General features: G+C 71.4%; 22 protein-coding genes. 15 read left to right on the top strand and 7 right to left on the bottom strand.

All coding sequences use genetic code 11. The features are described 5' to 3' along the window. Positions 1-330 precede the first annotated feature (330 nt). On the top strand, positions 331-1,245 hold the full coding sequence (locus tag ACIQBL_RS27685) for an SGNH/GDSL hydrolase family protein (RefSeq protein WP_401945839.1): 915 nt from the start codon (positions 331-333) through the stop codon (positions 1,243-1,245). A 32-nt stretch (positions 1,246-1,277) separates the two neighbouring features. Further along, positions 1,278-2,042, top strand: a complete 765-nt coding sequence (locus ACIQBL_RS27680; RefSeq protein ID WP_401945838.1) for an SDR family NAD(P)-dependent oxidoreductase — start codon at positions 1,278-1,280, stop codon at positions 2,040-2,042. Positions 2,043-2,107: 65 nt separating this feature from the next. Here the strand turns inward: ACIQBL_RS27680 and ACIQBL_RS27675 are convergent, their stop codons facing one another. Beyond that, positions 2,108-2,320 carry a hypothetical protein gene (locus ACIQBL_RS27675; RefSeq protein WP_401945837.1) on the bottom strand — a complete coding sequence of 71 codons (213 nt, stop codon included), beginning with the start codon at positions 2,318-2,320 and terminating at the stop codon, positions 2,108-2,110. A gap of 178 nt (positions 2,321-2,498) precedes the next feature. On the opposite strand from ACIQBL_RS27675, the gene ACIQBL_RS27670 reads away from it, so the two are divergent. From ACIQBL_RS27670 to hemC, 10 genes are all read left to right on the top strand, one after another. Continuing rightward, the gene (locus ACIQBL_RS27670; protein WP_401945836.1) at positions 2,499-3,659 is read left to right on the top strand and encodes a histidine kinase; all 1,161 of its coding nucleotides are present in this window, start codon (positions 2,499-2,501) and stop codon (positions 3,657-3,659) included. 22 nt (positions 3,660-3,681) lie between these two features. Next, positions 3,682-4,326, top strand: coding sequence for a response regulator transcription factor (locus tag ACIQBL_RS27665; protein ID WP_329556767.1), 645 nt, complete (start codon positions 3,682-3,684; stop codon positions 4,324-4,326). A gap of 154 nt (positions 4,327-4,480) precedes the next feature. Next, positions 4,481-6,679 (top strand): MMPL family transporter, encoded by a 2,199-nt coding sequence (locus ACIQBL_RS27660; protein WP_401945835.1) that lies wholly within the window; start codon positions 4,481-4,483, stop codon positions 6,677-6,679. A gap of 112 nt (positions 6,680-6,791) precedes the next feature. Beyond that, on the top strand, positions 6,792-8,000 hold the full coding sequence (locus tag ACIQBL_RS27655) for a sensor histidine kinase (protein WP_401945834.1): 1,209 nt from the start codon (positions 6,792-6,794) through the stop codon (positions 7,998-8,000). Then, on the top strand, positions 7,997-8,686 hold the full coding sequence (locus ACIQBL_RS27650; RefSeq protein WP_401945833.1) for a response regulator: 690 nt from the start codon (positions 7,997-7,999) through the stop codon (positions 8,684-8,686). The genes ACIQBL_RS27655 and ACIQBL_RS27650 overlap by 4 nt, the downstream gene beginning before the upstream one ends. A 140-nt stretch (positions 8,687-8,826) precedes the next feature. Beyond that, positions 8,827-9,774, top strand: a complete 948-nt coding sequence (locus ACIQBL_RS27645; protein WP_401946839.1) for an ATP-dependent DNA ligase — start codon at positions 8,827-8,829, stop codon at positions 9,772-9,774. Positions 9,775-9,911: 137 nt separating this feature from the next. Continuing rightward, the gene (locus ACIQBL_RS27640) at positions 9,912-10,688 is read left to right on the top strand and encodes an NPP1 family protein (RefSeq protein ID WP_401945832.1); all 777 of its coding nucleotides are present in this window, start codon (positions 9,912-9,914) and stop codon (positions 10,686-10,688) included. 77 nt (positions 10,689-10,765) lie between these two features. Continuing rightward, entirely contained in the window at positions 10,766-12,328 is a 1,563-nt protein-coding gene (locus ACIQBL_RS27635) for an MGH1-like glycoside hydrolase domain-containing protein (RefSeq protein ID WP_401945831.1), read from the top strand. A 196-nt stretch (positions 12,329-12,524) separates the two neighbouring features. Next, entirely contained in the window at positions 12,525-13,532 is a 1,008-nt protein-coding gene (locus tag ACIQBL_RS27630; protein ID WP_401945830.1) for a questin oxidase family protein, read from the top strand. 73 nt (positions 13,533-13,605) lie between these two features. Further along, positions 13,606-14,541 carry a hydroxymethylbilane synthase gene (gene hemC / locus ACIQBL_RS27625; RefSeq protein WP_401945828.1) on the top strand — a complete coding sequence of 312 codons (936 nt, stop codon included), beginning with the start codon at positions 13,606-13,608 and terminating at the stop codon, positions 14,539-14,541. Positions 14,542-14,545: 4 nt separating this feature from the next. Here the strand turns inward: hemC and ACIQBL_RS27620 are convergent, their stop codons facing one another. The 4 genes from ACIQBL_RS27620 to ACIQBL_RS27605 all read right to left on the bottom strand — a co-directional run bounded on the left by ACIQBL_RS27620 (position 14,546) and on the right by ACIQBL_RS27605 (position 17,383). Continuing rightward, positions 14,546-15,061, bottom strand: a complete 516-nt coding sequence (locus ACIQBL_RS27620) for a hypothetical protein (RefSeq protein ID WP_401945827.1) — start codon at positions 15,059-15,061, stop codon at positions 14,546-14,548. A 189-nt stretch (positions 15,062-15,250) separates the two neighbouring features. Beyond that, positions 15,251-16,111 (bottom strand): ABC transporter permease, encoded by an 861-nt coding sequence (locus tag ACIQBL_RS27615; protein ID WP_401945826.1) that lies wholly within the window; start codon positions 16,109-16,111, stop codon positions 15,251-15,253. Next, positions 16,071-16,931, bottom strand: coding sequence for an ATP-binding cassette domain-containing protein (locus ACIQBL_RS27610; RefSeq protein WP_401945825.1), 861 nt, complete (start codon positions 16,929-16,931; stop codon positions 16,071-16,073). Before ACIQBL_RS27610 ends, ACIQBL_RS27615 begins: the two co-directional genes overlap by 41 nt. Next, the gene (locus tag ACIQBL_RS27605) at positions 16,928-17,383 is read right to left on the bottom strand and encodes a MarR family winged helix-turn-helix transcriptional regulator (protein ID WP_401945823.1); all 456 of its coding nucleotides are present in this window, start codon (positions 17,381-17,383) and stop codon (positions 16,928-16,930) included. The genes ACIQBL_RS27610 and ACIQBL_RS27605 overlap by 4 nt, the downstream gene beginning before the upstream one ends. A 143-nt stretch (positions 17,384-17,526) precedes the next feature. On the opposite strand from ACIQBL_RS27605, the gene ACIQBL_RS27600 reads away from it, so the two are divergent. Then, positions 17,527-18,330 carry a VOC family protein gene (locus ACIQBL_RS27600; protein ID WP_401945818.1) on the top strand — a complete coding sequence of 268 codons (804 nt, stop codon included), beginning with the start codon at positions 17,527-17,529 and terminating at the stop codon, positions 18,328-18,330. 3 nt (positions 18,331-18,333) lie between these two features. Here ACIQBL_RS27600 and glgX read toward each other — a convergent pair whose 3' ends face one another. Both glgX and ACIQBL_RS27590 read right to left on the bottom strand, forming a co-directional pair. Then, positions 18,334-20,469 carry a glycogen debranching protein GlgX gene (gene glgX / locus ACIQBL_RS27595; RefSeq protein ID WP_401945816.1) on the bottom strand — a complete coding sequence of 712 codons (2,136 nt, stop codon included), beginning with the start codon at positions 20,467-20,469 and terminating at the stop codon, positions 18,334-18,336. Beyond that, positions 20,466-20,969, bottom strand: a complete 504-nt coding sequence (locus ACIQBL_RS27590) for a pep a2 (protein WP_401945814.1) — start codon at positions 20,967-20,969, stop codon at positions 20,466-20,468. The genes glgX and ACIQBL_RS27590 overlap by 4 nt, the downstream gene beginning before the upstream one ends. A 297-nt stretch (positions 20,970-21,266) precedes the next feature. Between ACIQBL_RS27590 and ACIQBL_RS27585 the strand changes: the two genes are divergently transcribed. Together ACIQBL_RS27585 and ACIQBL_RS27580 are read left to right on the top strand one after the other, a co-directional pair. Continuing rightward, positions 21,267-21,569 carry a DUF5133 domain-containing protein gene (locus ACIQBL_RS27585; protein ID WP_401945812.1) on the top strand — a complete coding sequence of 101 codons (303 nt, stop codon included), beginning with the start codon at positions 21,267-21,269 and terminating at the stop codon, positions 21,567-21,569. A 72-nt stretch (positions 21,570-21,641) separates the two neighbouring features. Continuing rightward, the gene (locus ACIQBL_RS27580) at positions 21,642-23,633 is read left to right on the top strand and encodes an alpha-1,4-glucan--maltose-1-phosphate maltosyltransferase (protein WP_401945810.1); all 1,992 of its coding nucleotides are present in this window, start codon (positions 21,642-21,644) and stop codon (positions 23,631-23,633) included. Positions 23,634-23,748: the final 115 nt, after the last annotated feature.

Here is a 23,748-nt window from a genome sequence, read left to right as displayed (position 1 = left end):
GCATCACCCTACCGTCCTGCTTGCCTGACTCAAGCAATATACATTCGATTGCTTGACTCAAGTAAGTCCATATGGTTGCCTAACTCAAGCAAGCCCGTCGGAAGCGCGGCCCGGCGGAAAGCAGGAACACAACTGAGCCCTCACTCACCAGAGCCGGGGCCGCCTTGAGCGGAAGGCGGCCCCCGCGCCGAACCCGTGGGGACGGGGTCGGCGCTGTCCCGGACCCGGTCGCCGGCCACTCCCCCAGATCGGCACCGGGTCCGTGGACACACCCCTCTCCCCGCGCCCTTCGTACCGAGCACCGGTACGAAGCGAACGACAGGACCCTCGATGAAGACCTCCGTACGAGCAGGGCTGGCCGGAGTCCTCGCCTGCGGTGTGCTCGGCGCCGCGATCACGATCCACCGGGGCGGGGACCCCGCGCCGCCCAGGGGTCCGTACGTCGCCCTGGGCGACTCCTACACCGCCGGCCCGAAGATCCCCGCGCGACACGGGACGCCCGCCGGGTGCGACCGGTCCGACCACGACTACCCGGCGCTGGTGGCGGCCGAACTCGGCCTCGCCGGGGCCGACTTCCGCGATGTCAGTTGCAGCGGGGCGACCCTCGACGACCTCTCCGCCGCGCAGTCCACCGACGACGGGACCAACCCGGCCCAGTTCTCGGCGCTGTCCGCCCGGACCCGGCTCGTCACCGTCGGCATGGGCGGCAACGACATCGGCTTCAGCTCACTGGTGAAGCGGTGCGTGACGGCGGGCGCGTTCTACTTCGCCACCGGCAAGTACCTCAAGGAGGACGCGCCCTGCCGGGACCGGTACGTCTCCGGCGACACCGACGCCGTACGGCAGCGGATCCGGGACGCGGGCGGGAAGCTCGCCCGCGCCCTGGCCGAGGTGGAGCGCCGGGCACCCGAGGCCCGGGTGTACGTGGTCGGCTACCCGGCGATCCTGCCGGCCGACGGCAAGGGCTGCGGCGGCGAGATGGCGATGGCGCCGGGCGACATCACGTATCTGCACGACAAGGCACGGCAGCTCAACGCCGTGCTGCGGCAGCGCGCCGAGGCCGCCGGGGCGCGGTACGTGGACACGTACCGGCCCTCCGTGGGCCACGACGCCTGTGCGGCCTCCGGCACGCGCTGGATCGAACCCCTGTTCCCCGACGCCCCCGCGGCGCCCGTGCACCCCAACGCGCGCGGCGAGCGCGGCATGGCCGACGCCGTCCTGACCTCCCTGCGTGCCTCGGGATGACACCCGCGGACACGCGACGAAAGGAGTACGCCATGCGCAACACCGGCCTTGCGGGGCGCAGTGTCGTCGTCACCGGGGCGGGGTCCGGGATCGGGCGGGCCGCCGCACTGCAGTTCGCCCTCGCGGGTGCCGAGGTCGTGGTGGCGGACCTCGACCGGGCGAGGGCGGAGGGGACCGTCAAGGAGATCGAGAACGACGGCGGCTCCGCCGTGCGCGTCATCGGCGACCTGAGCGAACAGGCGGTGGTGGACGAGGTCGTCGCCACCGCTGTCGACGCGTTCGGCGGGCTGGACGTGCTGGTCAACAACGCCGGGGTCATGGACCGTATGTCGGCCCTCGCGGACACCGACGACGCCGAGTGGGAGCGGGTCCTCCGGGTCAATCTGACGGCGCCCTTCCTGCTCACCCGGGCCGCGCTGCCGCACATGCTCGCCGCCGGGCGCGGCGCGATCGTCTTCACCGCCGCCGAGGCCGGTCTGCGCGGCAGCGCGGCGGGCGCCGCCTGCACCGCCGCCAAGCACGGCATCGTGGGCCTGGTGAGGTCCCTCACCGTGATGTACCGCGGCCAGGGCATCCGCGCCAACGCCATCGCCCCCGGGGCCACCGCGACCGGCATCACCTACGACGTCGACGCGCGGGCCCACGGCCCCGGGGTGATCGGCCCCGGCCTCGGACTCTCCGACCGGATCGCCTTCCCCGAGGAACAGGCGGCGGCGCTCGTCTTCCTGGCCTCCGACGCCGCCCGGAACATCAACGGCGTCGTCCTGCCCGTCGACAACGGCTGGTGCGCCGTATGACGGGCGCCACGGGGCTCAGCCCCCGCTCGGGTCGACGTCGCCCGGGGCGACGGCGAAGGTCTTGGTCACGTTCGCCGCACGGCGGCCCGTGTCCGTCGGGCCGGCTTCCGGCGGGTCCGGAACAGGCTGACGCCCGCCCCCATCGAGACGACACCCATGCCCACGGCGGTCAGCACGGCCTGTGCCCCGTCGGCGACGAAGGGCGCGGCTGCGGCGACGACCAGATTGAACAGGAACAGGAACCACAGCACCGGTCTCGACGCGAGCAGCGGCTTCATGGGTGGTTTCCTCCGGATCGAGAAGACTTGGATCTTGGTTGACGTGTTGCTTCAACGATTCCGTCGTCCGCCCGAGGACACGAGGGAGCGCTCTCCCGAACCCGTGGTGGAGCGGGCTGCACCCGTGCCGGGCGGTCCGCTCCCCCGCCGGCGGGCCCACGCGCATAACCTGATCTCCATGCGCCACACCCTGCGGCAGGCGGCCCGGGCGACGGTCCAGCTCGTCATCTCCGCCGCGATGGCCTTCGGGTCGTACATCTTCATCACCGTGCTCCTGATCACCGCGATCGCCACGGCCGCGGTGGTCGGCGCGTTCATGCTGCCCGAGACGGTGCTGCTGATACGGCGGATCGCCGGGGCGAAGCGGCAGCAGGCGGGCGCGTGGACGGGCCGGAAGATCCCCGAGGCGTACCAGCCGCTCACCGGCACGGTGCGGGAACGGGTGCGCACGGCGGTCCTCGACCCGAGCACGCTCACCGACTTCCGCTGGATGGTCGCCTACTACGCCTACGGCACGCTGCCCGTGCTGATGCTGCCGCTGTGGCCGCTGGGTCTGGTCGTCGACGGGGTGTGGTGCGGGCTGCTGCGCCGCCGGGCCGTCGTCCTGCCGCTGATCAGCCGGCTCGCGGATCTCGACGCCCACTGGTCCACCGTCCTGCTGAAGCCCTCGCCGAAGGCCCAACTGGCCGTACGCGTCGAGGAGTTGGTGCAGACCCGGGCGGGCGCGATCGCCGCGCACGGCGCCGAACTGCGTCGGATCGAGCGGGATCTGCACGACGGCACGCAGGCCCGGCTGGTGTCGCTGTCGATGCGCATCGGGCTCGCCAAGCGGGCCTACGACCGGGACCCGGAGGCTGCGCGCAGGATGCTCGACGACGCGCAGACGCTGGCCGAGGAGGCGCTGACGGATCTCCGGCACGTCGTACGGGCCATCCATCCGCCGATCCTCACCGACCGCGGCCTGGTCGGCGCGGTGCGGGCGCTGGCCGCCAGCAGCGCGCTCGCCGTCACCGTGACCGTGGACGGGCTGACCGACGGGCACGACGGGCCGCGCGCCCCGGCGGCGGTGGAGGCGGCGGCGTACTTCGTGATCGCGGAGTCGCTGACCAACGCGGCAAAGTACAGCGGCGCCGAGCGCGCCGACGTCCGTCTCGCCCGCGCCCGCACCGGACTGCGCGTCCAGGTGCGCGACGAGGGCCGGGGCGGAGCCGACGAGGCCGGGGGGTCGGGGCTGCTGGGTATGCAGCGCCGGGTCGCCGCGCTCGACGGCAGTGTGACCGTGACCAGCCCCGTGGGGGGACCTACCGTGATCGAAGTGGAGCTGCCGTGCGTCTGGTGAGCGTAGTTGGGGCGGAGCTGTCGTGAGAGTGGTGATCGCCGAGGACAACGCCCTGCTCAGGGAGGGCCTGGTCCTGTTGCTGACATCGGCAGGTCACGAGGTGGTGGCCGTCGCGGGCAGCGGGCCCGAGGTGCTGCCCGCGCTGCTCGAACACCGGCCGGACGTGGCCGTGCTCGACGTGCGGATGCCACCCGGTTTCCGCGACGAGGGGCTGCGGGCCGCGTTGGAGGCGCGGGAGCGGATCCCGGGGCTGCCGGTCCTTGTGCTCTCCCAGTACGTCGAGGAGTCGTACGCCGCCGAGCTGTTGGGGGTCGGGGCGAGCGGGGTCGGCTATCTCCTCAAGGACCGGATCGGCCGCGTCGACGAGTTCCTGGACGCGCTGGACCGGGTGGCGGCCGGCGGTACGGCGCTCGACCCCGAGGTGGTGACCGAGCTGCTCACCCGGCGCCGCAACTCACCGCTGGACTCGCTGACCCCTCGGGAGCGCGAGGTGCTGAAGCTGATGGCGGAGGGCCACGACAACACGACGATCGCGAAGACCCTGGTCGTCACGGAACGCGCGGTCAGCAAGCACATCGGCAACGTGTTCCTGAAGCTGAGCCTGCCGCCGAGCGACAGCGGGCACCGCCGGGTGCTGGCCGTGCTGGCGTATCTGCAGAACGTGTGACGCGCGCCGCCGGTCGTGCCCGGGGATGACTCGGCAGGCGGCGCGTACTGCGTTCTCAGTAGCCGCGATTGTCGGCAGCCGCACGACGACGGGACGGGGGTCCGCCCGGGAGTCTGGGACGGTCCCCGAGAGCAGATGTGGAGTACTCCGTCCCGTGGCTACTTTCCTCCATCGACTGGGCCGACTCGCCTTCCGGCGACGCTGGTACGTCACCCTGTTGTGGGTGGCCGTCCTGGCCGCCGTCGGCTTCGCCGCCGCCAAGGCTCCCGAGGCGCCCGACGAGGGGTCCTCCATGCCGGGGATCGAGTCCCAGAAGGCGTTCGACCTGCTGGGGCAGCGCTTCCCCGGCTCGGCGGCGGACGGCGCGAGCGCGCGGATCGTGTTCGTCGCCCCGCACGGCGAGAGGATCACCGCGACCGAGAACAAGGCGGTGGTCGAGAAGCTGGTGACCGAGGCGGCCGAGGGCTCCCAAGTGGCCAGTGCCGTCGACCCGTTCGCGGCCGAGGCGGTGAGCAAGGACGCCACCACCGCGTACGCGACCGTCACCTTCAAGGCGAAGGCCCACGATCTGACCGACGCCTCGAAAGCCCATCTGCAGAAGGCGATCGACCGGGCCCGCGCCTCGGACCTGACCGTCGAGGTCGGCGGCACCGCGCTGGCGCCCCAGCCGGCGGCGGGCGGCAGCGCCGAGGCGATCGGCATCGCGATCGCCGCCCTGGTGCTGCTGATCACGTTCGGCTCGCTGGCGGCGGCCGGACTGCCGCTGCTGACCGCGGTCATCGGGGTGGGGATCGGCATGTCCTCGATCCTGGCCCTGTCCAAGGCCCTCAACCTGTCTTCCACGACCGGCACGTTGGCGACGATGCTGGGCCTCGCGGTCGGCATCGACTACGCCATGTTCGTCGTCTCCCGCTACCGCGAGGAGCGCTCCAAGGGACACCCGCCGCAGGAAGCGGCGGCCCTGGCCGCCGGTACGGCCGGTTCGGCGGTGGTGTTCGCGGGACTGACCGTGGTGATCGCGCTCGCCGGACTGTCGGTGGTCGGCATCCCGACGCTCACCAAGATGGGGCTGGCCGCCGCCGGTGCGGTCGTCGTGGCCGTCCTCATCGCGCTGACGCTGGTCCCGGCGCTGCTCGGGTTCTGGCCGAACGCCGTCCTGTCGCGCTCCGCCCGCAAGAAGGGGCGCATCGAGGAGAGCGGCGCGAACAACGGCGGCAGCCGCTGGGCCCGCTTCGTCCTACGCCGTCCCGTCACCGTGCTGCTGCTCGGCGTGGTGGGCCTCGGCGCGCTCGCCCTTCCGGTCGCCGACCTCCAACTCGGCATGCCCGGCGACGAGGTGAAGTCCACGGCCACCACGGAACGCCGCGCCTACGACGACCTCGCGAAGGGTTTCGGACCCGGCTTCAACGGCCCGCTGACCGTCGTGGTCGACGCGCAGAGCGCCACCGGCACCAAGGCCGCCGTGACGACGATCTCGAAGAGGATCGCGGCGACCGAGGGCGTGGTCTCCGTCTCTCCCGCCCGCTTCAACCCGGCGGGCGACACCGCGGTCTTCTCGGCCGTCCCGTCCACCGGCCCCAGCGAGGAGAAAACGAAGGACCTCGTCCACACCATCCGCGCCGAACGCCCCGCGATCGAGTCCGCGACCGGCACGACCTTCCTGGTCACCGGCACGACCGCGGTCAACATCGACGTGGCCCAGAAGGTCCAGGACGCGCTGATCCCCTACCTCGCGGTCGTCGTCGGCCTCGCCGTCGTCCTGCTCCTGCTGGTCTTCCGCTCGGTCCTCGTCCCCCTCAAGGCGGCCGTCGGCTTCCTCCTGTCGGTGCTCGCCTCGCTGGGCTCGGTCGTCGCGGTCTTCCAATGGGGCCACGGCGCAAGGCTGTTGGGCGTCGAGCAGACCGGTCCCATCATGAGCATGATGCCGATCTTCCTGGTGGGCATCGTCTTCGGCCTCGCCATGGACTACGAGGTCTTCCTCGTCACCCGCATGCGGGAGGCCTACGTCCACGGTGACCGGCCGGGGCAGGCGATCGCGACCGGGTTCCGCTACAGCGCGCGGGTCGTCGTGGCCGCCGCGCTGATCATGATGGCGGTGTTCTCGGGCTTCGTCGGCGCCGGCGAGACCATGATCAAGATGATCGGCTTCGGGCTCGCGGCGGCGGTGCTGCTGGACGCGTTCGTGGTGCGGATGGCGATCGTGCCCGCCGTACTGGCGCTGCTGGGCCGGGCGGCCTGGTGGCTGCCCGGCTGGCTGGACCGGCTGCTGCCGAACATCGACGTCGAGGGCGAGGCACTCACCCGGCCCGCCTCCCCGGCGCCGCCCGAACCGGTGCCCGTGGCACGTGTCTGACCTCCCACCTCCCCCGGAGGGCCGCCCGCAGAGCATCACGCGGGCGGCCCTCACCCCGCGTCCGAACCGGCCATAACCGACCATGGTCCCAGGAGCCCCACCGGAGAGATCCATGAACGACAGCTGGCAGCGCTACGCGGACGAGCACATCCGCACCGTCGACACCATGTCGGCCGTCCTGCTGTTCGCCATGTTCCTCTTCGGCAGCGAACTGGGCGTGCCCAGCGGTCCCCGCCCGGACTCGGTGGGCCCCACGATCGCGCTCGCCGCCGTCTCCTGCGCGGCCCTGCTCTGGCAGCGGAGCCGTCCCCGTACGGTCGTCGCCGTCACGGCGGTGGCCGCCGCCGGTGCCGGCGCGCTGGGCTGTCTGCTCACCCCGCTGATGCTGGGGCCGCTGATGCTGGCCCTGTACCGGCTGGCCGTGCTGACCCGGCGCAGAACGGCCCGCCGCTACTTCTTCGCCTCGGTCGTGCTGGTGGTGGCCACGGCCACGGTGGTGGACCCGGTGCATCACCCCTGGCCGTTCAAGACCGTCGGCCCGGCCGCCTGGCTGCTGTTGCCGGTCGTCGCCGGGAACGCGCTCCGGCTGCGGGACGCCTACCTGGAGGCGGTGCAGGCGCGGGCCGAGTACGCCGAACGCAGCCGGGAGGAGGAGGCCCGGCACCGGGTGGCCGAGGAACGGATGCGCATCGCCCGGGAGTTGCACGACGTCGTCGCCCACCATCTCGCCCTGGCCCACGCCCAGGCCGGCACCGCCGCCCACCTCGCGCGCACCCACCCCGACCATGTGCAGAAGATCCTCACGGAACTCGCCGGTACGACGTCCTCCGCGCTGCGCGAGATGAAGGGCACGGTCGGTCTGCTGCGCCAGCCCGACGACCCCGGCACACCGCTCGCCCCGAGCCCCGGACTGGCCCAACTCCCGGAACTGACCCGCACGTTCGGGGCCGCAGGCCTCACGGTCACCGTCACCACGGAGGGCGACCCGCGCCCCCTCTCACCCGGGGTGGACCTGACGGCGTACCGGATCACGCAGGAGGCCCTCACCAACGTCAGCAAGCACGCCACGACCGAGTCGGCGCACGTCCGCCTGCGCTACTCCTATGACCGGCTGACCGTCACCGTGACCGACGACGGAGCGAGCGCGGCGACGGCCTGTACCCCGGCCCCCGGCCGCGGCTTCGGACTGATCGGGATGCGCGAGCGCGCCCGGTCGGTCGGCGGCGCCCTCCAGGCCGGACACCGTGTCGAGGGCGGCTTCGAAGTCACCACCGAACTGCCGCTGTACCCCAGCGCCCCGGAACCGGAGAGAACCCCATGACCATCCGCGTGCTCCTCGCCGACGACCAGGCCCTCCTGCGGGCCACCTTCCGGATCCTGATCGACACCTGCGAGGACATGGAGGTGGTCGCCGAGGCGGCCGACGGCGCCGAGGCGATCCTGCTGGCCGGTGAACACCGCCCCGACCTCGTCCTGATGGACATCCGCATGCCCGGCACCGACGGCCTCACCGCCACGACCGCCATCTGCGCCGACCCGGCGCTGTCCGGCACGCGTGTCCTCATCCTCACCACCTTCGAGGTCGACGAGTACGTGGCACGGGCACTGCGGGCGGGCGCGAGCGGTTTCCTCGGCAAGGACGTCACCGCCGAGGCGCTGCTCGCCGGCATCCGCACGGTCGCGTCCGGCGACTCCCTCCTCTCCCCGCTCGCCACCCGCACCCTGATCACCCGCTTCCTCGCCACACCCGTCCAGGGCACCCGGCTGGCCGCGCCCGACCGACTCGGCGCCCTCACCGCCCGGGAACGCGAGATCATGGCCATGGCCGCCGAGGGCCACTCCAACGACGAGATCGCCGAGAAGCTGTACGTCAGCCCGCTGACCGTCCGCACCCATGTGCACCGCGCCATGACGAAACTCGACGCCCGCGACCGCGCCCAACTCGTGGTGATGGCCTACCAGACAGGTCTGGTGCAGGCACCGCCTCCGCCGGTCCCCGAGTTCTGATCCGGAGGCGATGCGAGGGGAGTCGCCCGAGGGAGCTGACGCCGTTCAGGCGAACCCGCCCCACCACACGCGTGCCACCGCCCGCCCCCGTCGACACCTGAGCCGTGACCCTCCCGTTCCCGCTCCCCCACATCCCGCCCATGCTCGCCACCCCCGGCACCCTCCCGCCCACCGCACAGGACACCCGCTGGGCCTACGAGACCAAGCAGGACGGCCAGCGCGTACTGGTCTACCTCCCCGGCGACGGCAGCGTCCTCCTGCGTGCCCGCTCCGGCGAGGACATCACCGGCGCCTATCCCGAACTGATGCCCCTGGGGCGCGAGTTGGGCGCCACCCCGGCGATCCTGGACGGCGAGGTGCTGGCCCTGGACGAACAGGGGCGCGCCGACTTCCAGTTGCTGCAGAACCGGATGGGCCTGGCCGGTTCGCCCGCGCTGGCGGCACGCCGGGCCGCGGACGCGCCCGTCCACCTGGTGCTGTTCGACGTCCCCTACCTCGGCCGGCCCCTCCTCGCGCTCCCCTACGCCCGCCGTCGCGCCGAGTTGGAGCGACTCGGTCTGGACGGCCCGTACTGGTCGACTCCCGCCGCGCTCACCGGACATGGCGCCGAGGCGCTGCGAGCCACCCGCGAGCACGGCTTGGAGGGTCTCGTCTGCAAGCGGCTGGACTCGGTGTACGAACCCGGGGTGCGTTCCCGTGCCTGGATCAAGATCCGCAACCTGCGCGGCGAGGACGTGCTGGTCGGCGGCTGGGTGCCCGGCAAGGGGCGCCTGTCGGGTCTGCCCGGCGCGGTGCTGGTGGGGCAGCGCGCGGACGGGCGGCTGCGGTACGTCGGCAATGTGGGCACCGGCTGGAGCGAGGCCGAGCGCGCCGAACTCGCCGTACTGCTGCGGGCCGCCGGGACCGATGTGTGCCCCTTCGATCCCGTGCCGCCGGTGGCCGGTGCCCGCTGGGTGGTGCCCCGGCTGGTCGGCGAGGTCCGCTACAGCACCCGCACCCGGGCCGGGATGCTGCGCCAGCCGTCCTGGCTGCGGCTGCGCCCGGACCTCGCACCCGAGGACTCGGCCGCCGACTTCCCGGCGGACTGAGGAAGTTGCGAAGATCAAGTATTGGGCGGCCCGTCGCCGGGGCGACACCCCGCCCCCTTGGCGCGTACATGAGAAGCAGGGACTCTGAAAGCCCTTTCCCCCCACAGCCGTCGGGCTGCGCCCGAGAGGAGGACGCAGTGTCGTCCCAGAAGTCCCTTACCCGCCGCAGAAGGTGGCTCGCCGGTCTCGGCGGTGCCGCCGCGCTCGTCATCGCGTTCCCGAACGCCGCCTTCGCCGCCCCGCCCAAGGCGCTGCCCGCGAACGCCGAAGCCGCCGAGCAGACCTATCTGCCCGCCTTCGACTACGACACGGACGGCTGCTATCCGACGCCCGCGATCGGCCCCGACGGGACCGTCAACGGCGGCCTCAACCCGACGGGTTCGCTCAGCGGCGACTGCCACGACGCCTCGGACCTCGACAACACCAACAGCTACTCGCGCTACAAGTGCGACAACGGCTGGTGCGCGTACATGTACGGCCTGTACTTCGAGAAGGACCAGGCCGTCGCGAACTCCAGCATCGGCGGGCACCGCAACGACTGGGAACACATCGTGGTGTGGGTGCAGAACGGCACGATCCAGTACGTGTCGACATCCAACCACGGTTCGTTCACCGTGCACGCGGCGTCCGACGTCCGCTTCGACGGCACCCACGCCAAGATCGTCTACCACAAGGACGGCATCGGCACGCACGACTTCCGGCTGGCGAACGCCAACGACGAGCCGCCGGAGAACGACAAGCACACCTGGCAGTACCCGCCGCTCGTCGGCTGGAACGGCTACCCGGCGGGCCTGCGCGACAAGTTGAGCGCCTACGACTTCGGCAGCGCGAACTTCGGACTCAAGGACGCCAACTTCGCCGCCCACCTCACGAAGGCCGAGCCGTCCGGAATCTCGTTCGACCCGGGCGCCTGACGGTACCGGGCACAGGGCACCATCGTTCTCAGGGCTCCCGGAGTCACCTCGACCCCGGAAGCCCGAGAGGACGGAACGTGGCAGCTGAACGCGGGATCTCGCGCAGGGCTCTGCTCATCGCCCTGGGCATCGCCGGGGCGACGGCCATCCCGGCGGGTGCGCAGGGCCCTGCGCCCGGGAACGGATACTCCATGCCCACCCTCGCCTTCGACGACCCGGCCGTCCAACGCCGGCTCGGCGACGTCTACTCGTCCGCGCTCAGATCCGTGTCCGGCGCCAACACCATCGGCGCCGACCGCTCGGTGTACGACAAGGCGGGCCTGCTCACCTACCCGCCAGGCACCGTCGTCCGGGCGGGCGGCGGCTATCCCGCACCGCAGCGCTGGACGCGCGACGCGGCCGTCAACACATGGAGCGGGGTCAGCCTGCTGGCGCCGGACGTCGCCCGCAACACCCTGTGGTCCGTGGTCGACCGCGCGCGGGACGGGCTCGTCGTCCAGCAGGACAACCAGTGGTGGGACCAGATCGTGTGGGTCCTGGCCGCCCACCACCACTACCTCGTCACCGGCGACCGCGACTTCCTCACCCGGGCCCACGAGACGTCCGCGCGCACCCTCGCGGCCCGCCGCGCCCAGCACTTCAACCCGTCGTTCGGCCTCTTCGAGGGGCCCGGCTTCATGAACGACGGCATCTCCGGCTACCCCAGCCCGCCCGCCTCCAAGTCCGTCCACTCCTCCTTCGTCCTCGACCACCCGCACACCGACAAGCTGATGTGCCTGTCGACCAACTGCCTCTACCACGGCGCCCATCTCGCCCTCGCGGCCATGTCCGAGGCCCTCGGCCACCCCGTACAGGCCGCCTCGCTGCGCTCGGACGCGGACCACCTGCGCACGGCGATCGACCAGCACCTGTGGCGCGCGGACGCCGGCACCTACGGCTACCTCGTCCACGGCGAGGGCCCCCTCGCAGGACACCTCGACACCTCCCAGGAGGGCGCGGGCCTGGCCCTCGCCGTCCTCCTCGGCGTCGCCGACCACGCACGCGCCGGCCGGATCCTCGACTCCACGCACTGGCAGCCGTACGGCGTCGTCAACGTCTGGCCGCACTTCCCGCGCTTCGACGACGGGCATCCGGGACGTCACAACATGATGGTCTGGCCGATGGTCCACGGCCTGTACGGCCAGGCCGCCGCCGACGCGGGCCGCACCGAACCGTTCGCCCTCGCCGTCGACACCCTCGCCGGCCTGGTCACCACGAGCGGCGGCTTCTACGAGCTGTACAACTCCGTGACCGGCGCCGTCGACGGCGGCTGGCAGGGCGGCGCGAGCGGGCACGCCGACCACTTCGTCTCCCAGCCCGACCAGACCTGGTCGGCGACGGCCTATCTGCGCCTGGTCCACGACGGCCTGTTCGGCCTGACGTTCACGGACGACGCGCTACGGCTCCGCCCGTGCCTGCCGTCGAACTGGGGGGCGGTGAGTCTGCGCGGGCTGCCGTATCGGGGGACGACGTTGGATGTCACGCTGAGCGGCGGGGGGAGTCGGGTGCGGTCGTGCACGGTGGACGGGCAGTCGGGCGAACCTGTCGTGGGCGCCGACGGGCGGGGGCATCGGGTGATCTCGATCGAACTGGCCGAGTGAACGCTCTGCCGGTCGGGCGGCGGTAGGCAGTCGTTCGGCTGCCGCCGCGTCGTGGCTGGTCGCGCCCGCGCGGCGGAGCCGCATATCGACACAGCCCCGCGCCCCTTCGGGGCCGCAGGCGTAGGACCAGAGGTGGGTGCTGCTTCCGCCTCCCGCCCGTTCCGCGGTCGCCGCCCCCGCGCCTAGCGTGCTGGGCATGGACACGAGCGGAACGTTGGAAGAGGCATTCGAACGGCTGCACTCCACCGGGCCCGAGCGAAACGGCTGGCTCAGCAATCACGCGCCGATGGTTGTCGAGGCGCTCGCCGCGCACGGGCGGGCGGGGGACGTCCATCGCTGGCTCGATCTCTACCGGGGCAAGCTGGAGGACTTCCCCGAGCCGGTGGCTCCCGTCACGGACGGCGACTGGGCCTCGGCGCTGGGTGATCCGCGCCGGGCCGCCGACTGGATCGGCTACTTCTCCCGGGCCCTCGCCGAACGGCCCTGGCGGAGCGTCCTCGCCGTGTGGTGGCCGCGCCTGCTGCCCGGGATCTACGCGGGCGCCACCCATCCGGTCATCCGCGTCGGCCATGCCGTACGGGCGCTCGGTTCGGGCGAGAACCAGCCCCGCCGCACCGAACTCGCGCACGGGCTGGGCTATTGGGCCGCGCGGCACCAACCCGTGGCGGGCATCGTGCAGTTGCCCGGTGGAACCAGCGCCGCCGGCACCCTCGACGCCGTGCCGCCGATCGCCGGAGAAGTGCTCGGCTTCCGGGCACGGCTGGCCGCCGTACGGCAACTGCCCGTCTGGGCGGGCGAGGTGACCGATCCGGACGTGGCGCGGGAACGGCTCGCCGAGCTGGTGCGCGCCGCCACGCATCGCTACGCCACCCACGGACACGGCGAGCCGACGATGCTGGTGCACGCGGCGACGGCGCCCAACGCCGTGCTGCGTGCCCTCGACGCGCTGCCCCGCGAGTTGTGGGCGCCGAGTCTGCACGCGGCGTGGGCGGCGTCGGCGGCGGTCACCGCGATGTACGCCCCGAGTGCGCCGATCGTGTACACACCGTCGGCGCGCCTCGTGGCGGACGAGGTGCTCGAACTCGCCGTGGCCCATGGCGACGAACACGTCATCAAGTTCACCGACACCGCCCTGGACGTCGGGGACGAAACGGCCCTGGTCGCCGCGGTGCGTGCCGTGGAGATCAGCGAGCCTCTTGTCTGAAAGGAGTGGTGTACCGGGTTTGGGTTGACCCGTGCTGCGTCGGGGGACGTGCCGGAAGGTCTATCGTGTCCGCATGTCCGTGCCCGAACTGATCCGTATCGTCTCCCGCGACTCGCCCATGGCGCTGGCCCAAGTGGAGCGCGTGCGTGCCGAGTTGGCCGTCCTCCATCCGCACGTGCGCACCGAGGTCGTACCGGTGAAGACGACCGGCGACAAGTGGATGGGTGATCTGTCCCAGGTCGAGGGCAAGGGGGCGTTCACCAAGGAGGTGGACGCGGCCCTGCTCGCCGGTGAGGCGGATCTCGCGGTGCACTGCATGAAGGACGTGCCCGCCGACCGTCCGCTGCCCGCCGGTACGACGTTCGCCGCGTTCCTGAAGCGCGACGACATCCGCGACGCCCTGATCCACCCGGGCGGGCTGACCCTCGACGAGCTGCCGGCCGGCACCCGCATCGGCACCTCGTCGGTCCGCCGCGTCGCCCAACTGGCGGCCACGCACCCGGAGTTGGAGTGCGTGCCGTTCCGCGGCAACGTCAACCGGCGGCTGGAGAAACTCGCGGCGGGCGAGGCCGACGCGCTGCTGGTCGCGATGTCCGGCCTGGAGCGCATCGACCGGCGTGACGTGATCAGCGAGGTGCTGTCCGCCGAGGCGATGATGCCGCCGATCGGCGCGGGCATCCTCGCCCTGCAGTGCCGTGAGGGCGACACCGACGTGATCGACACGATCAGCGCGCTCGGTCACCCCGAGACGCACCGGGAGGCGACGGCGGAGCGCATGTTCCTGCACGTCCTCCAGGGGCACTGCAACAGCCCGATCGCCGGGTACGCCCAGGTGGACCGGAGCGGTGAACTGTCGCTGCGCGCCTGTGTGTTCACCCCGGACGGCAAGACCCGCCTCAACGCCCACGAGTGGGCGGGCCGGCTGGACCCGGCGACACTCGGCACGTCGGTGGCGGTGGCGCTGCTGCGGCAGGGTGCCCGGGAGATCATCGACGGCATCCCGCACTGACCTCTCAGGCAGTGCCCGGTTCGGCCTGGTCGCGCAGGAACTTGCTCACCTGGTGCGCCAGGCCGTCCCGCCCGGCACCGGCCGCGACGGCCTCCTCGCACAGACCGATACCGCCCGCCCACAGGCGCCGCTCGGTCCACTCCTCCTCGACCCGCAGCTGCACCTGCACGTCGACCTGTGTCAGGGACGCCTCCGCGCCCGCCGCGTATACGACGGCGGTGGCGCGGCGCAGCGGGTAGACGTCGAAGCCCTCGATGAACTGGGAGCTGCGCCAGTCGATGAAGGCGCTCTCGCCGTCCGGGCCGAGCCTGACGTCGATCTGGCCGTCCTCCAGGTGGATGCCGAGGTGCCGGGCGCCGCGGTTCTCGACGGTGACACGGAGCGTGAAGTAGGTCAGCCCTTCGGCCGCGTCGTCGCGTCCGCGCGGCGGCTCGGCTGCCGCCAGGCTGTGGACGCGGACACGCAGACCGGCATGTTCGTCGTACTCGTGCCAGTCCCCGACCACGTTGGGCTCGTACACAGTGCACCCTCTCGACCTCAGAGAGCTGCTTCCTATCTGTGTGCTCAGCGCACTGTCAAATGAGCGGAATGCGCTGTGGCCAGCGTTTTCGTCCGCTTGATCACTGATCAAGTCGTGTGCAGGAAGAATCCGCTTTCCGGCCGTCGAATCCCGGCCGGGGGCGTGCCGCACATCACGTCCCGCACAAGATCAGCGGGCGAGCCGTCCGAGCAGGGAGGAGGCGGTCGCGATGCCCAGTGCGGCGGCCACCAGCAGGACGCCGAAGTCGGTGCCCGGATGCGACGGGGTGCCGAGCAGCAGCCCGCGCAGCGCGTCCACTTCATAGCTGAGCGGGTTGACCTTGCTGACCGCCTGGAGCCAGCCCGGCATGATCGCCACCGGGTAGAGGGCGTTGGAGCCGAAGAACAACGGCATGGTGATCGCCTGGCCGAAGCCCATCAGCCGGTCCCTGCTGAGCACGATGCCGGCGATGGTCATCGACAGACAGGAGAAGAAGGCCGAGCCGAGGATCACGATCGCCCCGACGCCGAGCAGCTTCAGCGGGTTCCAGGTCAGCGCGACCCCGAGGATCGCGGCGATGACGACCACGACGACGGCCTGGATCAGCGATTTCACTCCGGCGGCGAAGGCCTTGCCGGTGATCAGTGCCGAGCGCGGGGTGGGGGTGACGAGGAGCTTGTTGAGGATGCCGGCGTCGCGTTCCCAGATGATCTGGATGCCGTAGAAGATGGCGATGAACATCGCGGACTGGGCGATGATGCCGGGGGCGAGGTAGTCGATGTAGGGGATGCCGCCGGTCGGGATCGTCTTGATGCGGGTGAAGGTCTGGCCGAAGATCAGGAGCCAGAGCGCCGGTTGGACGGCTCGGGTGTACAACTCGGTGCGGTCGTGGCGGAGTTTCTGGAGTTCTACCGCGCACATCGCGAGGACGCGGGCGGGCAGCAGGCGCCAGCCGGACCGGGGCCGGGGCGGGGTGAGCAGCAGGTTCAGGTCGTACTCGGGGGTCTGGTCAGCCGACGCGGTGCGCGGTGCGGCGGGTGCTTCGGACATCGCGGAAACCTCCTGACCGGTCTTCGAGACCGCTGCCGGCGATGTCCCGGAAGACGTCCTCAAGGGTGGGCAGCGGATCGGTCGCGGGCGCTCCGTCGGCGCGGCGGCGTTCGCCGAGGCCCTCGCGGAGCTGGACCGGGGTGCCCAGGGCGCGGATACGGCCGCGGTGCATCAGGCCGACGCGGTCGCAGTACTGGTCGGCCTCGTCCATGTAGTGGGTGGTGACCAGGACGGTCATGCCGGTCGCCTCGCGCACGGCGTTGATGTGCTCCCACACGCTGGTGCGGGCGATCGGGTCGAGGCCGATGGTGGGCTCGTCGAGGATGAGCAGGCGGGGCGCGCTGACCAGGGCCTGCGCGAGTTCGAGCCGGCGGACCATGCCGCCGGAGTAGGTGTTGGCCAGCCGGTCGGCGGCGTCGGTGAGGTCGACCGCCCGGAGCGCCTGGGCGACGCGGGCGGCACGTTCTCTGCGCGGGACGTCGAAGACGCGGGCGAAGAGAGCGACGTTCTCGCGGCCGGTGAGCCCGCTGTCGGCGGACAGCTGCTGCGGGACGTAGCCGAGCAGTCGTCGTACGGACATCTGCTCCTTGGCCGTGTCGTGGCCGAAGACGTGGACCATGCCCGCCGGGACCGGCAGGAGCGTGGTGATGCAGCGGATGGCTGTCGTCTTCCCGGCGCCGTTGGGGCCGAGCAGGCCGAAGACCTCGCCCTCCCCGACGGACAGATCGAGCCCGTCCACGGCGGTCGTCTCGCCGAAGGAATAGGCGAGCCGGGTGCAGCTGACGGCTGCGGACCGCCCGGTGTCGGTGTCCGGTGTCATGAGTCCTCGGCCTCCTCGTGCAGATTGACGGCCAGTTGGCGCAGGGCCGGGATCGCCGCGCGCAGCGCGTCCCGGTCCGCCCGGTCGAGACGGTCCACCTGTCCGCGTACGAGGGCCGCGCGCCGTGCGTGCCAGTCGCCGAGGCGGGTCTTGGCCGCGTCCGTGAGCTGGAGGCGGGCGGCGCGCCGGTCGGCGGGGTCCGTCCCGCGGATCAGGAAACCGTCCCGGACCAGCTGGTTGACCAGCGTCGACACCGAGTTGCCGGCGAGGAACAGCTCCTTGGCCGCGTCCGAGATGCCGATGCCGGGCCGGACCTCGACCAGCCGCAGCAGCTCCACCTCGGCGCCGCGCAGCCGCGGCACGGTCATCTCGCTCCGCAGCCGCCTGCGGATCAGCCGCTGGACCCCGACGAGCGCGTCGGCCAGCTCTTCCGGGAAGTTCTCCGTCTCCACACCCCGAGATTACCTCTTTAGCAGAGGTAACTAACCCAAAAGGATGGTCAAGACCCCTGCTCGGGAGGCAGCGGGACCGCTTCCGGTCGGACACTGGGAGGAGACCGGTGGCCGCCGGTCCACGAGATCGGAACGCGACTGCCATGAACCACGACAGGAAAACGTCCTTCGGCAAGCCGGACGCCGTCTCCACCCGTTCGGTGTTCGGCGCCCCCTGCTGGGTGAGTCTCACCTGCCGCGACGTGGAGACCACCGAGGCGTTCTACGAGGCCGTGTTCGGCTGGAAGTGGCGCGAAGCCAGCCTGGGCGAGCGCTTCCGGATCGCCACGGCGAACGACACCCCCGTGGCCGGCCTGGCCGCGGTCGCCACGATGTGGCAGGTCGCGGTGGCCTGGACGCCGTACTTCGCGGTGCCCGACGCGGATGTGGCCACGGCCCGGGTCCGCGAGCGCGGCGCCACGGTCGCCGTGGGACCGCTGTCCTTCCCGCCCGGCCGCGCGGCCCTGCTCGCCGACCGGGACGGCGCGACCTTCGGGATCTGGGAGGGCGACCTCGTCGGCGGCTGGGAGACCTGGCGCCGCTCGGCACCGGCCTTCGTCCGCCTCCACACCCGGGACGCCTTCGACGCCGCGATCTTCTACGGCGAGATCCTCGACTGGGCGTCGGCGGACCCGGCGAGCTGCGAGGTCCAGTACGAGGGCGGCGAGGTGGTCCTGCGCAGCGGCGGCAACGTCGTCGCCCGCATCGAGTCGGGCGCGCTGGAGGCGGCCCCCGACCCGACCGTCCGGCCGCACTGGCAGGTCCACTTCGCGGTCTCGGACATCAGGTCGTGCGCCCGGGTCACCGAGGCGCACGGCGGGAGCGTCCTGCGGGAGAACGCGCACGACGCCGTGCTGCGCGACCCGGACGGCGCCCGGTTCACGGTGACCTCGCGCGGCGCCCCCTGACCCTCACCGCCGGGCGGGCCGCGACAGCAGCACCAGGCTGCGCGCCTCGACCGCCATCTCCGTGCCCGCCTTGTGTTCCGTCTCGTCCGGAGCGCCCTGCGGCTCGGCGGTGTCGATGAGGGTCGTCCAGCGCTCGCCGTAGGTGACATCGGGCAGCCGGAAGTCGACGGGCTCCCAGTAGCTGTTGAGCAGGAGCAGAAAGGAGTCGTCCACGACGGGCCCGCCGTGCGGGTCGCGTTCGGCGATGGCGTCGCCGTTGAGGAAGACGCCCACACAGTGCGCGTCGGAGCGCTCCCAGTCCCGGTCGGTCATCTCACGCGCGTCGGGCAGCAGCCACACCAGGTCGGGCAGCGGCTGTCCGGCGTGCACGGCGGTCTCACCCCGGAAGAAGCGGCGCCGGCGCAGCACGGGATGCGCGGCGCGCAGCCCGATGACGTACCGCGTGAAAGCGGCCAGTTCGCGCTGCTCAACGCTCAACTCCCAGTCGATCCAGGAGACTTCGTTGTCCTGGCAGTAGGCGTTGTTGTTGCCGCCCTGACTCCGGTCCAGCTCGTCGCCGTGGCCGAGCATCGGGATGCCCTGCGAAAGGAGCAGCGTGGCAAGGAAGTTGCGCTGCTGCCGGGCGCGCAGTTCCAGGACCGCCGGATCGTCGGTCTCCCCCTCCGTTCCGCAGTTCCAGGACCGGTTGCCGCTCTCGCCGTCCCGATTCCCTTCCCCGTTGGCCTCGTTGTGCTTGTCGTTGTACGAGACCAGGTCGCGCAGGGTGAACCCGTCGTGCGCGGTGACGAAGTTGACGCTGGCGCGCGGACGCCGCCGGCTGTGCTGGTACAGGTCGGACGATCCGGTGAGCCGGGACGCGAACTCGCCGAGCGTGTGCTCGCCGCCCCGCCAGAAGTCCCGTACGGCGTCCCGGTACTTGCCGTTCCACTCCGACCACAGCGGCGGGAAGTTGCCGACCTGGTAGCCGCCCTCGCCGACGTCCCACGGCTCGGCGATGAGCTTGACGCGGCTGATCACCGGGTCCTGCTGGATCAGGTCGAAGAACGCCGACAGCCGGTCCACCTCGTGGAACTGCCGGGCCAGGGTGGCCGCGAGGTCGAAGCGGAAGCCGTCGACGTGCATCTCGGTGACCCAGTAGCGCAGCGAGTCCATGATGAGCTGGAGGACGTAGGGGTGCCGCATCAGCAGGCTGTTCCCGGTGCCGGTCGTGTCGTAGTAGTGGCCCCAGTCGCCGTCCACCAGGCGGTAGTAGGAGGCGTTGTCGATGCCCCGGAAGGACAGGGTGGGGCCCTTCTCGTTGCCCTCGGCGGTGTGGTTGTAGACCACGTCGAGGATGACTTCGAGGCCGGCGGCGTGCAGCGCCTTCACCATCGACTTGAACTCGGTGACCTGCTGGCCGCGTTCGCGGTGTGCGGCGTAGGCATTGTGGGGCGCGAAGAAGCCGATCGTGTTGTAGCCCCAGTAGTTGGACAGCCCGCGGTCCTGGAGCACGCCGTCCTGCACGAACTGGTGCACCGGCATCAGTTCGACGGCGGTCACCCCGAGCGAGGCGAGGTGATCCACGACGGCCGGATGCGCGAGTCCCGCGTACGTCCCGCGGAGTTCCTCGGGGACCTCCGGGTGGGTACGGGTCAGCCCCTTCACATGGGCCTCGTAGATCACGGTGTCGGCGTACGAGCGCCGGGGCGGCCGGTCGTCGCCCCAGTCGAAGGCCGGGTCGGTGACCACGCCGAGCATGCCGTGCCCGGCACTGTCACCGGGCGCGGGTCCTGCCGAACGCTCGTACAGCGAGGGGTCGTTGTCGATCTGCCCGTCCACCGCCCGGGCGTACGGGTCGAGGAGCAGCTTGGCCGGGTTGCAGCGGTGTCCCGCGGCCGGAGCCCACGGGCCGTGCACCCGGTAGCCATAGCGCTGCCCCGGACCCACGCCGGGCAGGTAGCAGTGCCAGACGAAGCCGTCGGCCTCGGTCAGCCGAACGTTCCGGTGGCTGCCGTCGTCATCGACCAGGACGAGGTCGACGCGTTCGGCGACCTCGCTGAACAGGGCGAAGTTGGTGCCCGTCCCGTCGTACGCGGCTCCCAATGGATAAGGGTGCCCGTTCCAGACGGGCACCCCTCTCCGGGACGGGCGCGCGGTCACCGGGCGTCCTCCAGGACGCCCTGCGTCGGGCGGGTCGGCAGGGCGGCCGGTACCTCGCGCGGGAGTTGGAGCGTCTCCCGCAGGCGCGGCGCGGGAGTCGTGGGGACGCGCGGGACGCGTTCGCCGCTGCGGGCGCGCTGCGAGAACCAGATGACCTTGCTTCCGGTGTCGGTGGCGCAGCAGCCCCAGCCGTCGCTCATCGCGGCGATCCGGGCGAGGCAGGCGCGCAGGTCCTGGTCCGGGCGCAGATCGCGGTCGTTGTCGCCGATGGCGGTGATCAGGTGCTGGCCGTTCCACCACAGCTCGATCGACGTGTGCTTGTCGGTGGCGTGCTCGTCGATGGCCCGCAGCAGCAGCTCGGCGCCGCGGCAGACGGGCTCCACGAGTACCTCCAGGTCCCAGAGTCGGAGGTGGGCGGCCAGGATGCGCCCGACCTGCCCGACCCGTTCCGGACTGACGTCCACGTCGAGGTGGTAATAGCAGGGCACTGCGGTCTTCATCGTCGTTGGCTCCCTACCGGCGAAGCTCACGCCTCCCCTCGCCTGCGGGGCCGGGGCCCCGCACACGAAGCGTGAGCACTGATCGCTTCTGAGTCAGCTCCAGAGTGCGAGCGCTAGGCCATTCGTGCAACACGAGCGACGGGCGAGGTGGTTGAAGATCCAACAAGACGCTTGGTCATCACCTGTGCACCATGAGTGAAAGCCTCGACTGCCGTGACGGAACGATCCCTCTCCGTGCACGGCCGCCACCCGACGGTCGGGAAACGCGGTCCGCCGAGGCGGAAGGTGAACAGCGCCATGCTGCTACCCGCCAAAGCCGAAGTAGCCCGCCACCTGCGGCGCTACCGGGTGTGGGAACGCGTGATGCTCGCGTCGCCGGGCGACCGGACGGCGCGGGCCACCTTCGAGGACTCGGGCTACACCTTGTGCGTGCTGATGGGGAAGCGCTGCGCGCGCGAGGCCGCGGACGCCGCCGAGCGCTATCTGCACAGCAGCCAGGGCACGTACCTCCAGGAGCAGAACGGACGCCCCCGTACGACGGCCGTCGTCCACCGCGGACCGCCCGTCACCGTCGACCGGCGTTCCCCGGCGGGAAGGTAGTCCCCCTTCCGGCGCAGCTTGGACCCCGGCCGGGCCAACAGCCCGGCTTCGAGCACGGCGGAGGTGAGACCCGTGAACGCGACCCCCGCGGCCATCGGCCGCATTCCGGTACGTGACGTACGCCCGGCCGTGGACAGCGGCGCCCGCCCGGCGAAGGCGGTGGTGGGCGAAACCTTCCAGGTCACCGCCACCGTGTTCCGCGAGGGCCACGACACGATCGGCGCGAACGTCGTTGTCCGTGATGAGAACGGCCGTCCCGGCCCCTGGACCCCGATGCGCGAACTCGCCCCCGGCAGCGACCGCTGGGGCGCCGAGGTCACCCCGGACGCGACGGGCCGGTGGTCCTACGTCGTGGAGGCCTGGGGCGACCCCGTCGCCACCTGGCGCCGGGCCGCCCGCATCAAGATCCCGGCCGGCATCGACGTCGGCCTGATGCTGGAGGAGGGCGCGGAACTGCACGCGCGAGCCGCCGCCGGGGTGCCCGAGGGACCGGCACGCGCCGCGGTGCTGGCCGCCGCGGAGTCGCTGCGCGACGACACGCTGGCGGTGGGGACGCGGTTCGTGGCCGCGTTGACGCCGGAGGTGGAGGGGGCTCTGGAGCGGTATCCGTTGCGGGAGTTGGTGACGGTCTCCGAACCTCGCGTGTTGCTGGTGGAGCGGGAGCGGGCGTTGTACGGCGCCTGGTACGAGTTCTTCCCCCGCTCCGAAGGCAGCGCGGAGACCCCGCACGGCACGTTTCGTACGGCCGCGCGGAGACTCGACGCGATCGCGGCGATGGGCTTCGACGTGGTGTATCTGCCGCCGATCCATCCCATCGGGACGGCCTTCCGCAAGGGCCCGAACAACACCCTGTCCGCCGGGCGTGAGGATGTCGGTGTCCCGTGGGCGATCGGCTCGCCGGAGGGCGGTCACGACGCGATCCATCCGCTGCTGGGGACGCTGGAGGACTTCGACGCGTTCGTCGCGCGGGCCGCCGAGCTGGGCATGGAGATCGCGCTGGACTTCGCGCTGCAGTGCAGCCCGGACCATCCGTGGGTGGACAAGCACCCGGAGTGGTTCCACCACCGCCCCGACGGCACCATCGCCTACGCGGAGAACCCGCCGAAGAAGTACCAGGACATCTACCCGATCGCCTTCGACCGGGACCTGGACGGCCTGGTCGCCGAGACGGTGCGCGTGCTGCGGCACTGGATGGACCACGGGGTGCGGATCTTCCGCGTGGACAACCCGCACACCAAGCCGGTCGTCTTCTGGGAGCGCGTGATCGCCGAGGTCAACGGCGCCGACCCGGACGTGATCTTCCTGGCGGAGGCGTTCACCCGGCCCGCGATGATGGCCACCCTCGCCCAGGTCGGCTTCCAGCAGTCGTACACCTACTTCACCTGGCGCAACACCAAGCAGGAACTCACGGAGTATGTGAGCGAGTTGTCCGGTGAGGCGGCGGCGTACATGCGGCCGAACCTGTTCGTGAACACCCCGGACATCCTCCACGAGTTCCTCCAGCACGGCGGGCGGCCCGCTTTCGAACTGCGGGCGGTGCTGGCCGCCACCTTGTCCCCGGCATGGGGTGTCTACAGTGGCTACGAACTGTGCGAGAACTCCCCTCTCCGGCCGGGCAGCGAGGAGTATCTCGACTCGGAGAAGTACCAACTCCGCCCCCGCGACTGGGAGTCCGCCGAGCGGGAAGGACGTAGCATCGCGCCACTGCTGGGCAAGCTCAACGACATCCGGCACCGTCACCCGTCGCTGCGCAGGCTCAGGAATCTCCGCTTCCACCGGACGGACAACGACGCGCTGATCGCGTACAGCAAGACGACGGGTGTGGACACGGTTCTGGTGGTCGTCAACCTTGATCCGCACCACACCCAGGAGGCCACGGTCTCGTTGGACATGCCGCAACTCGGCCTGGAATCAAACGAATCCATGTCGGTGTACGACGAACTGACGGGTGAGTCCTATCAGTGGGGCAGGACCAACTATGTGCGTCTCGAACCCGGCCGGGCTCCCGCGCACGTGCTCCACGTCCGGCGGTCCACACAGAGCGGAGGGTCAAGAGCTTCATGACTGTCAACGAACCGGTCCACGACACCTTCGAGGACACTCCCGCCAAGGACCGGGACCCCGAGTGGTTCAAACGCGCCGTCTTCTACGAGGTCCTGGTCCGCTCCTTCCAGGACAG

The sequence above is a fragment of the Streptomyces sp. NPDC088350 genome (assembly GCF_044753545.1).
Classification (GTDB): domain Bacteria; phylum Actinomycetota; class Actinomycetes; order Streptomycetales; family Streptomycetaceae; genus Streptomyces.
This window is presented reverse-complemented; position numbering and strand designations above follow the sequence as displayed.

Excerpts from the sequence above, each read along its gene's own strand:
- hemC (WP_401945828.1), top strand. The coding sequence starts at position 13,606 with ATGTCCGTGCCCGAACTGATCCGTATCGTCTCCCGCGACTCGCCCATG.
- ACIQBL_RS27650 (WP_401945833.1), top strand. The coding sequence starts at position 7,997 with ATGACCATCCGCGTGCTCCTCGCCGACGACCAGGCCCTCCTGCGGGCC.
- ACIQBL_RS27670 (WP_401945836.1), top strand. The coding sequence starts at position 2,499 with ATGCGCCACACCCTGCGGCAGGCGGCCCGGGCGACGGTCCAGCTCGTC.
- ACIQBL_RS27680 (WP_401945838.1), top strand. The coding sequence starts at position 1,278 with ATGCGCAACACCGGCCTTGCGGGGCGCAGTGTCGTCGTCACCGGGGCG.
- ACIQBL_RS27610 (WP_401945825.1), bottom strand. The coding sequence starts at position 16,931 with ATGACACCGGACACCGACACCGGGCGGTCCGCAGCCGTCAGCTGCACC.
- ACIQBL_RS27585 (WP_401945812.1), top strand. The coding sequence starts at position 21,267 with ATGCTGCTACCCGCCAAAGCCGAAGTAGCCCGCCACCTGCGGCGCTAC.
- ACIQBL_RS27590 (WP_401945814.1), bottom strand. The coding sequence starts at position 20,969 with ATGAAGACCGCAGTGCCCTGCTATTACCACCTCGACGTGGACGTCAGT.
- ACIQBL_RS27685 (WP_401945839.1), top strand. The coding sequence starts at position 331 with ATGAAGACCTCCGTACGAGCAGGGCTGGCCGGAGTCCTCGCCTGCGGT.
- ACIQBL_RS27600 (WP_401945818.1), top strand. The coding sequence starts at position 17,527 with ATGAACCACGACAGGAAAACGTCCTTCGGCAAGCCGGACGCCGTCTCC.
- ACIQBL_RS27655 (WP_401945834.1), top strand. The coding sequence starts at position 6,792 with ATGAACGACAGCTGGCAGCGCTACGCGGACGAGCACATCCGCACCGTC.
- ACIQBL_RS27675 (WP_401945837.1), bottom strand. The coding sequence starts at position 2,320 with ATGAAGCCGCTGCTCGCGTCGAGACCGGTGCTGTGGTTCCTGTTCCTG.
- ACIQBL_RS27615 (WP_401945826.1), bottom strand. The coding sequence starts at position 16,111 with ATGTCCGAAGCACCCGCCGCACCGCGCACCGCGTCGGCTGACCAGACC.
- ACIQBL_RS27630 (WP_401945830.1), top strand. The coding sequence starts at position 12,525 with ATGGACACGAGCGGAACGTTGGAAGAGGCATTCGAACGGCTGCACTCC.
- ACIQBL_RS27645 (WP_401946839.1), top strand. The coding sequence starts at position 8,827 with ATGCTCGCCACCCCCGGCACCCTCCCGCCCACCGCACAGGACACCCGC.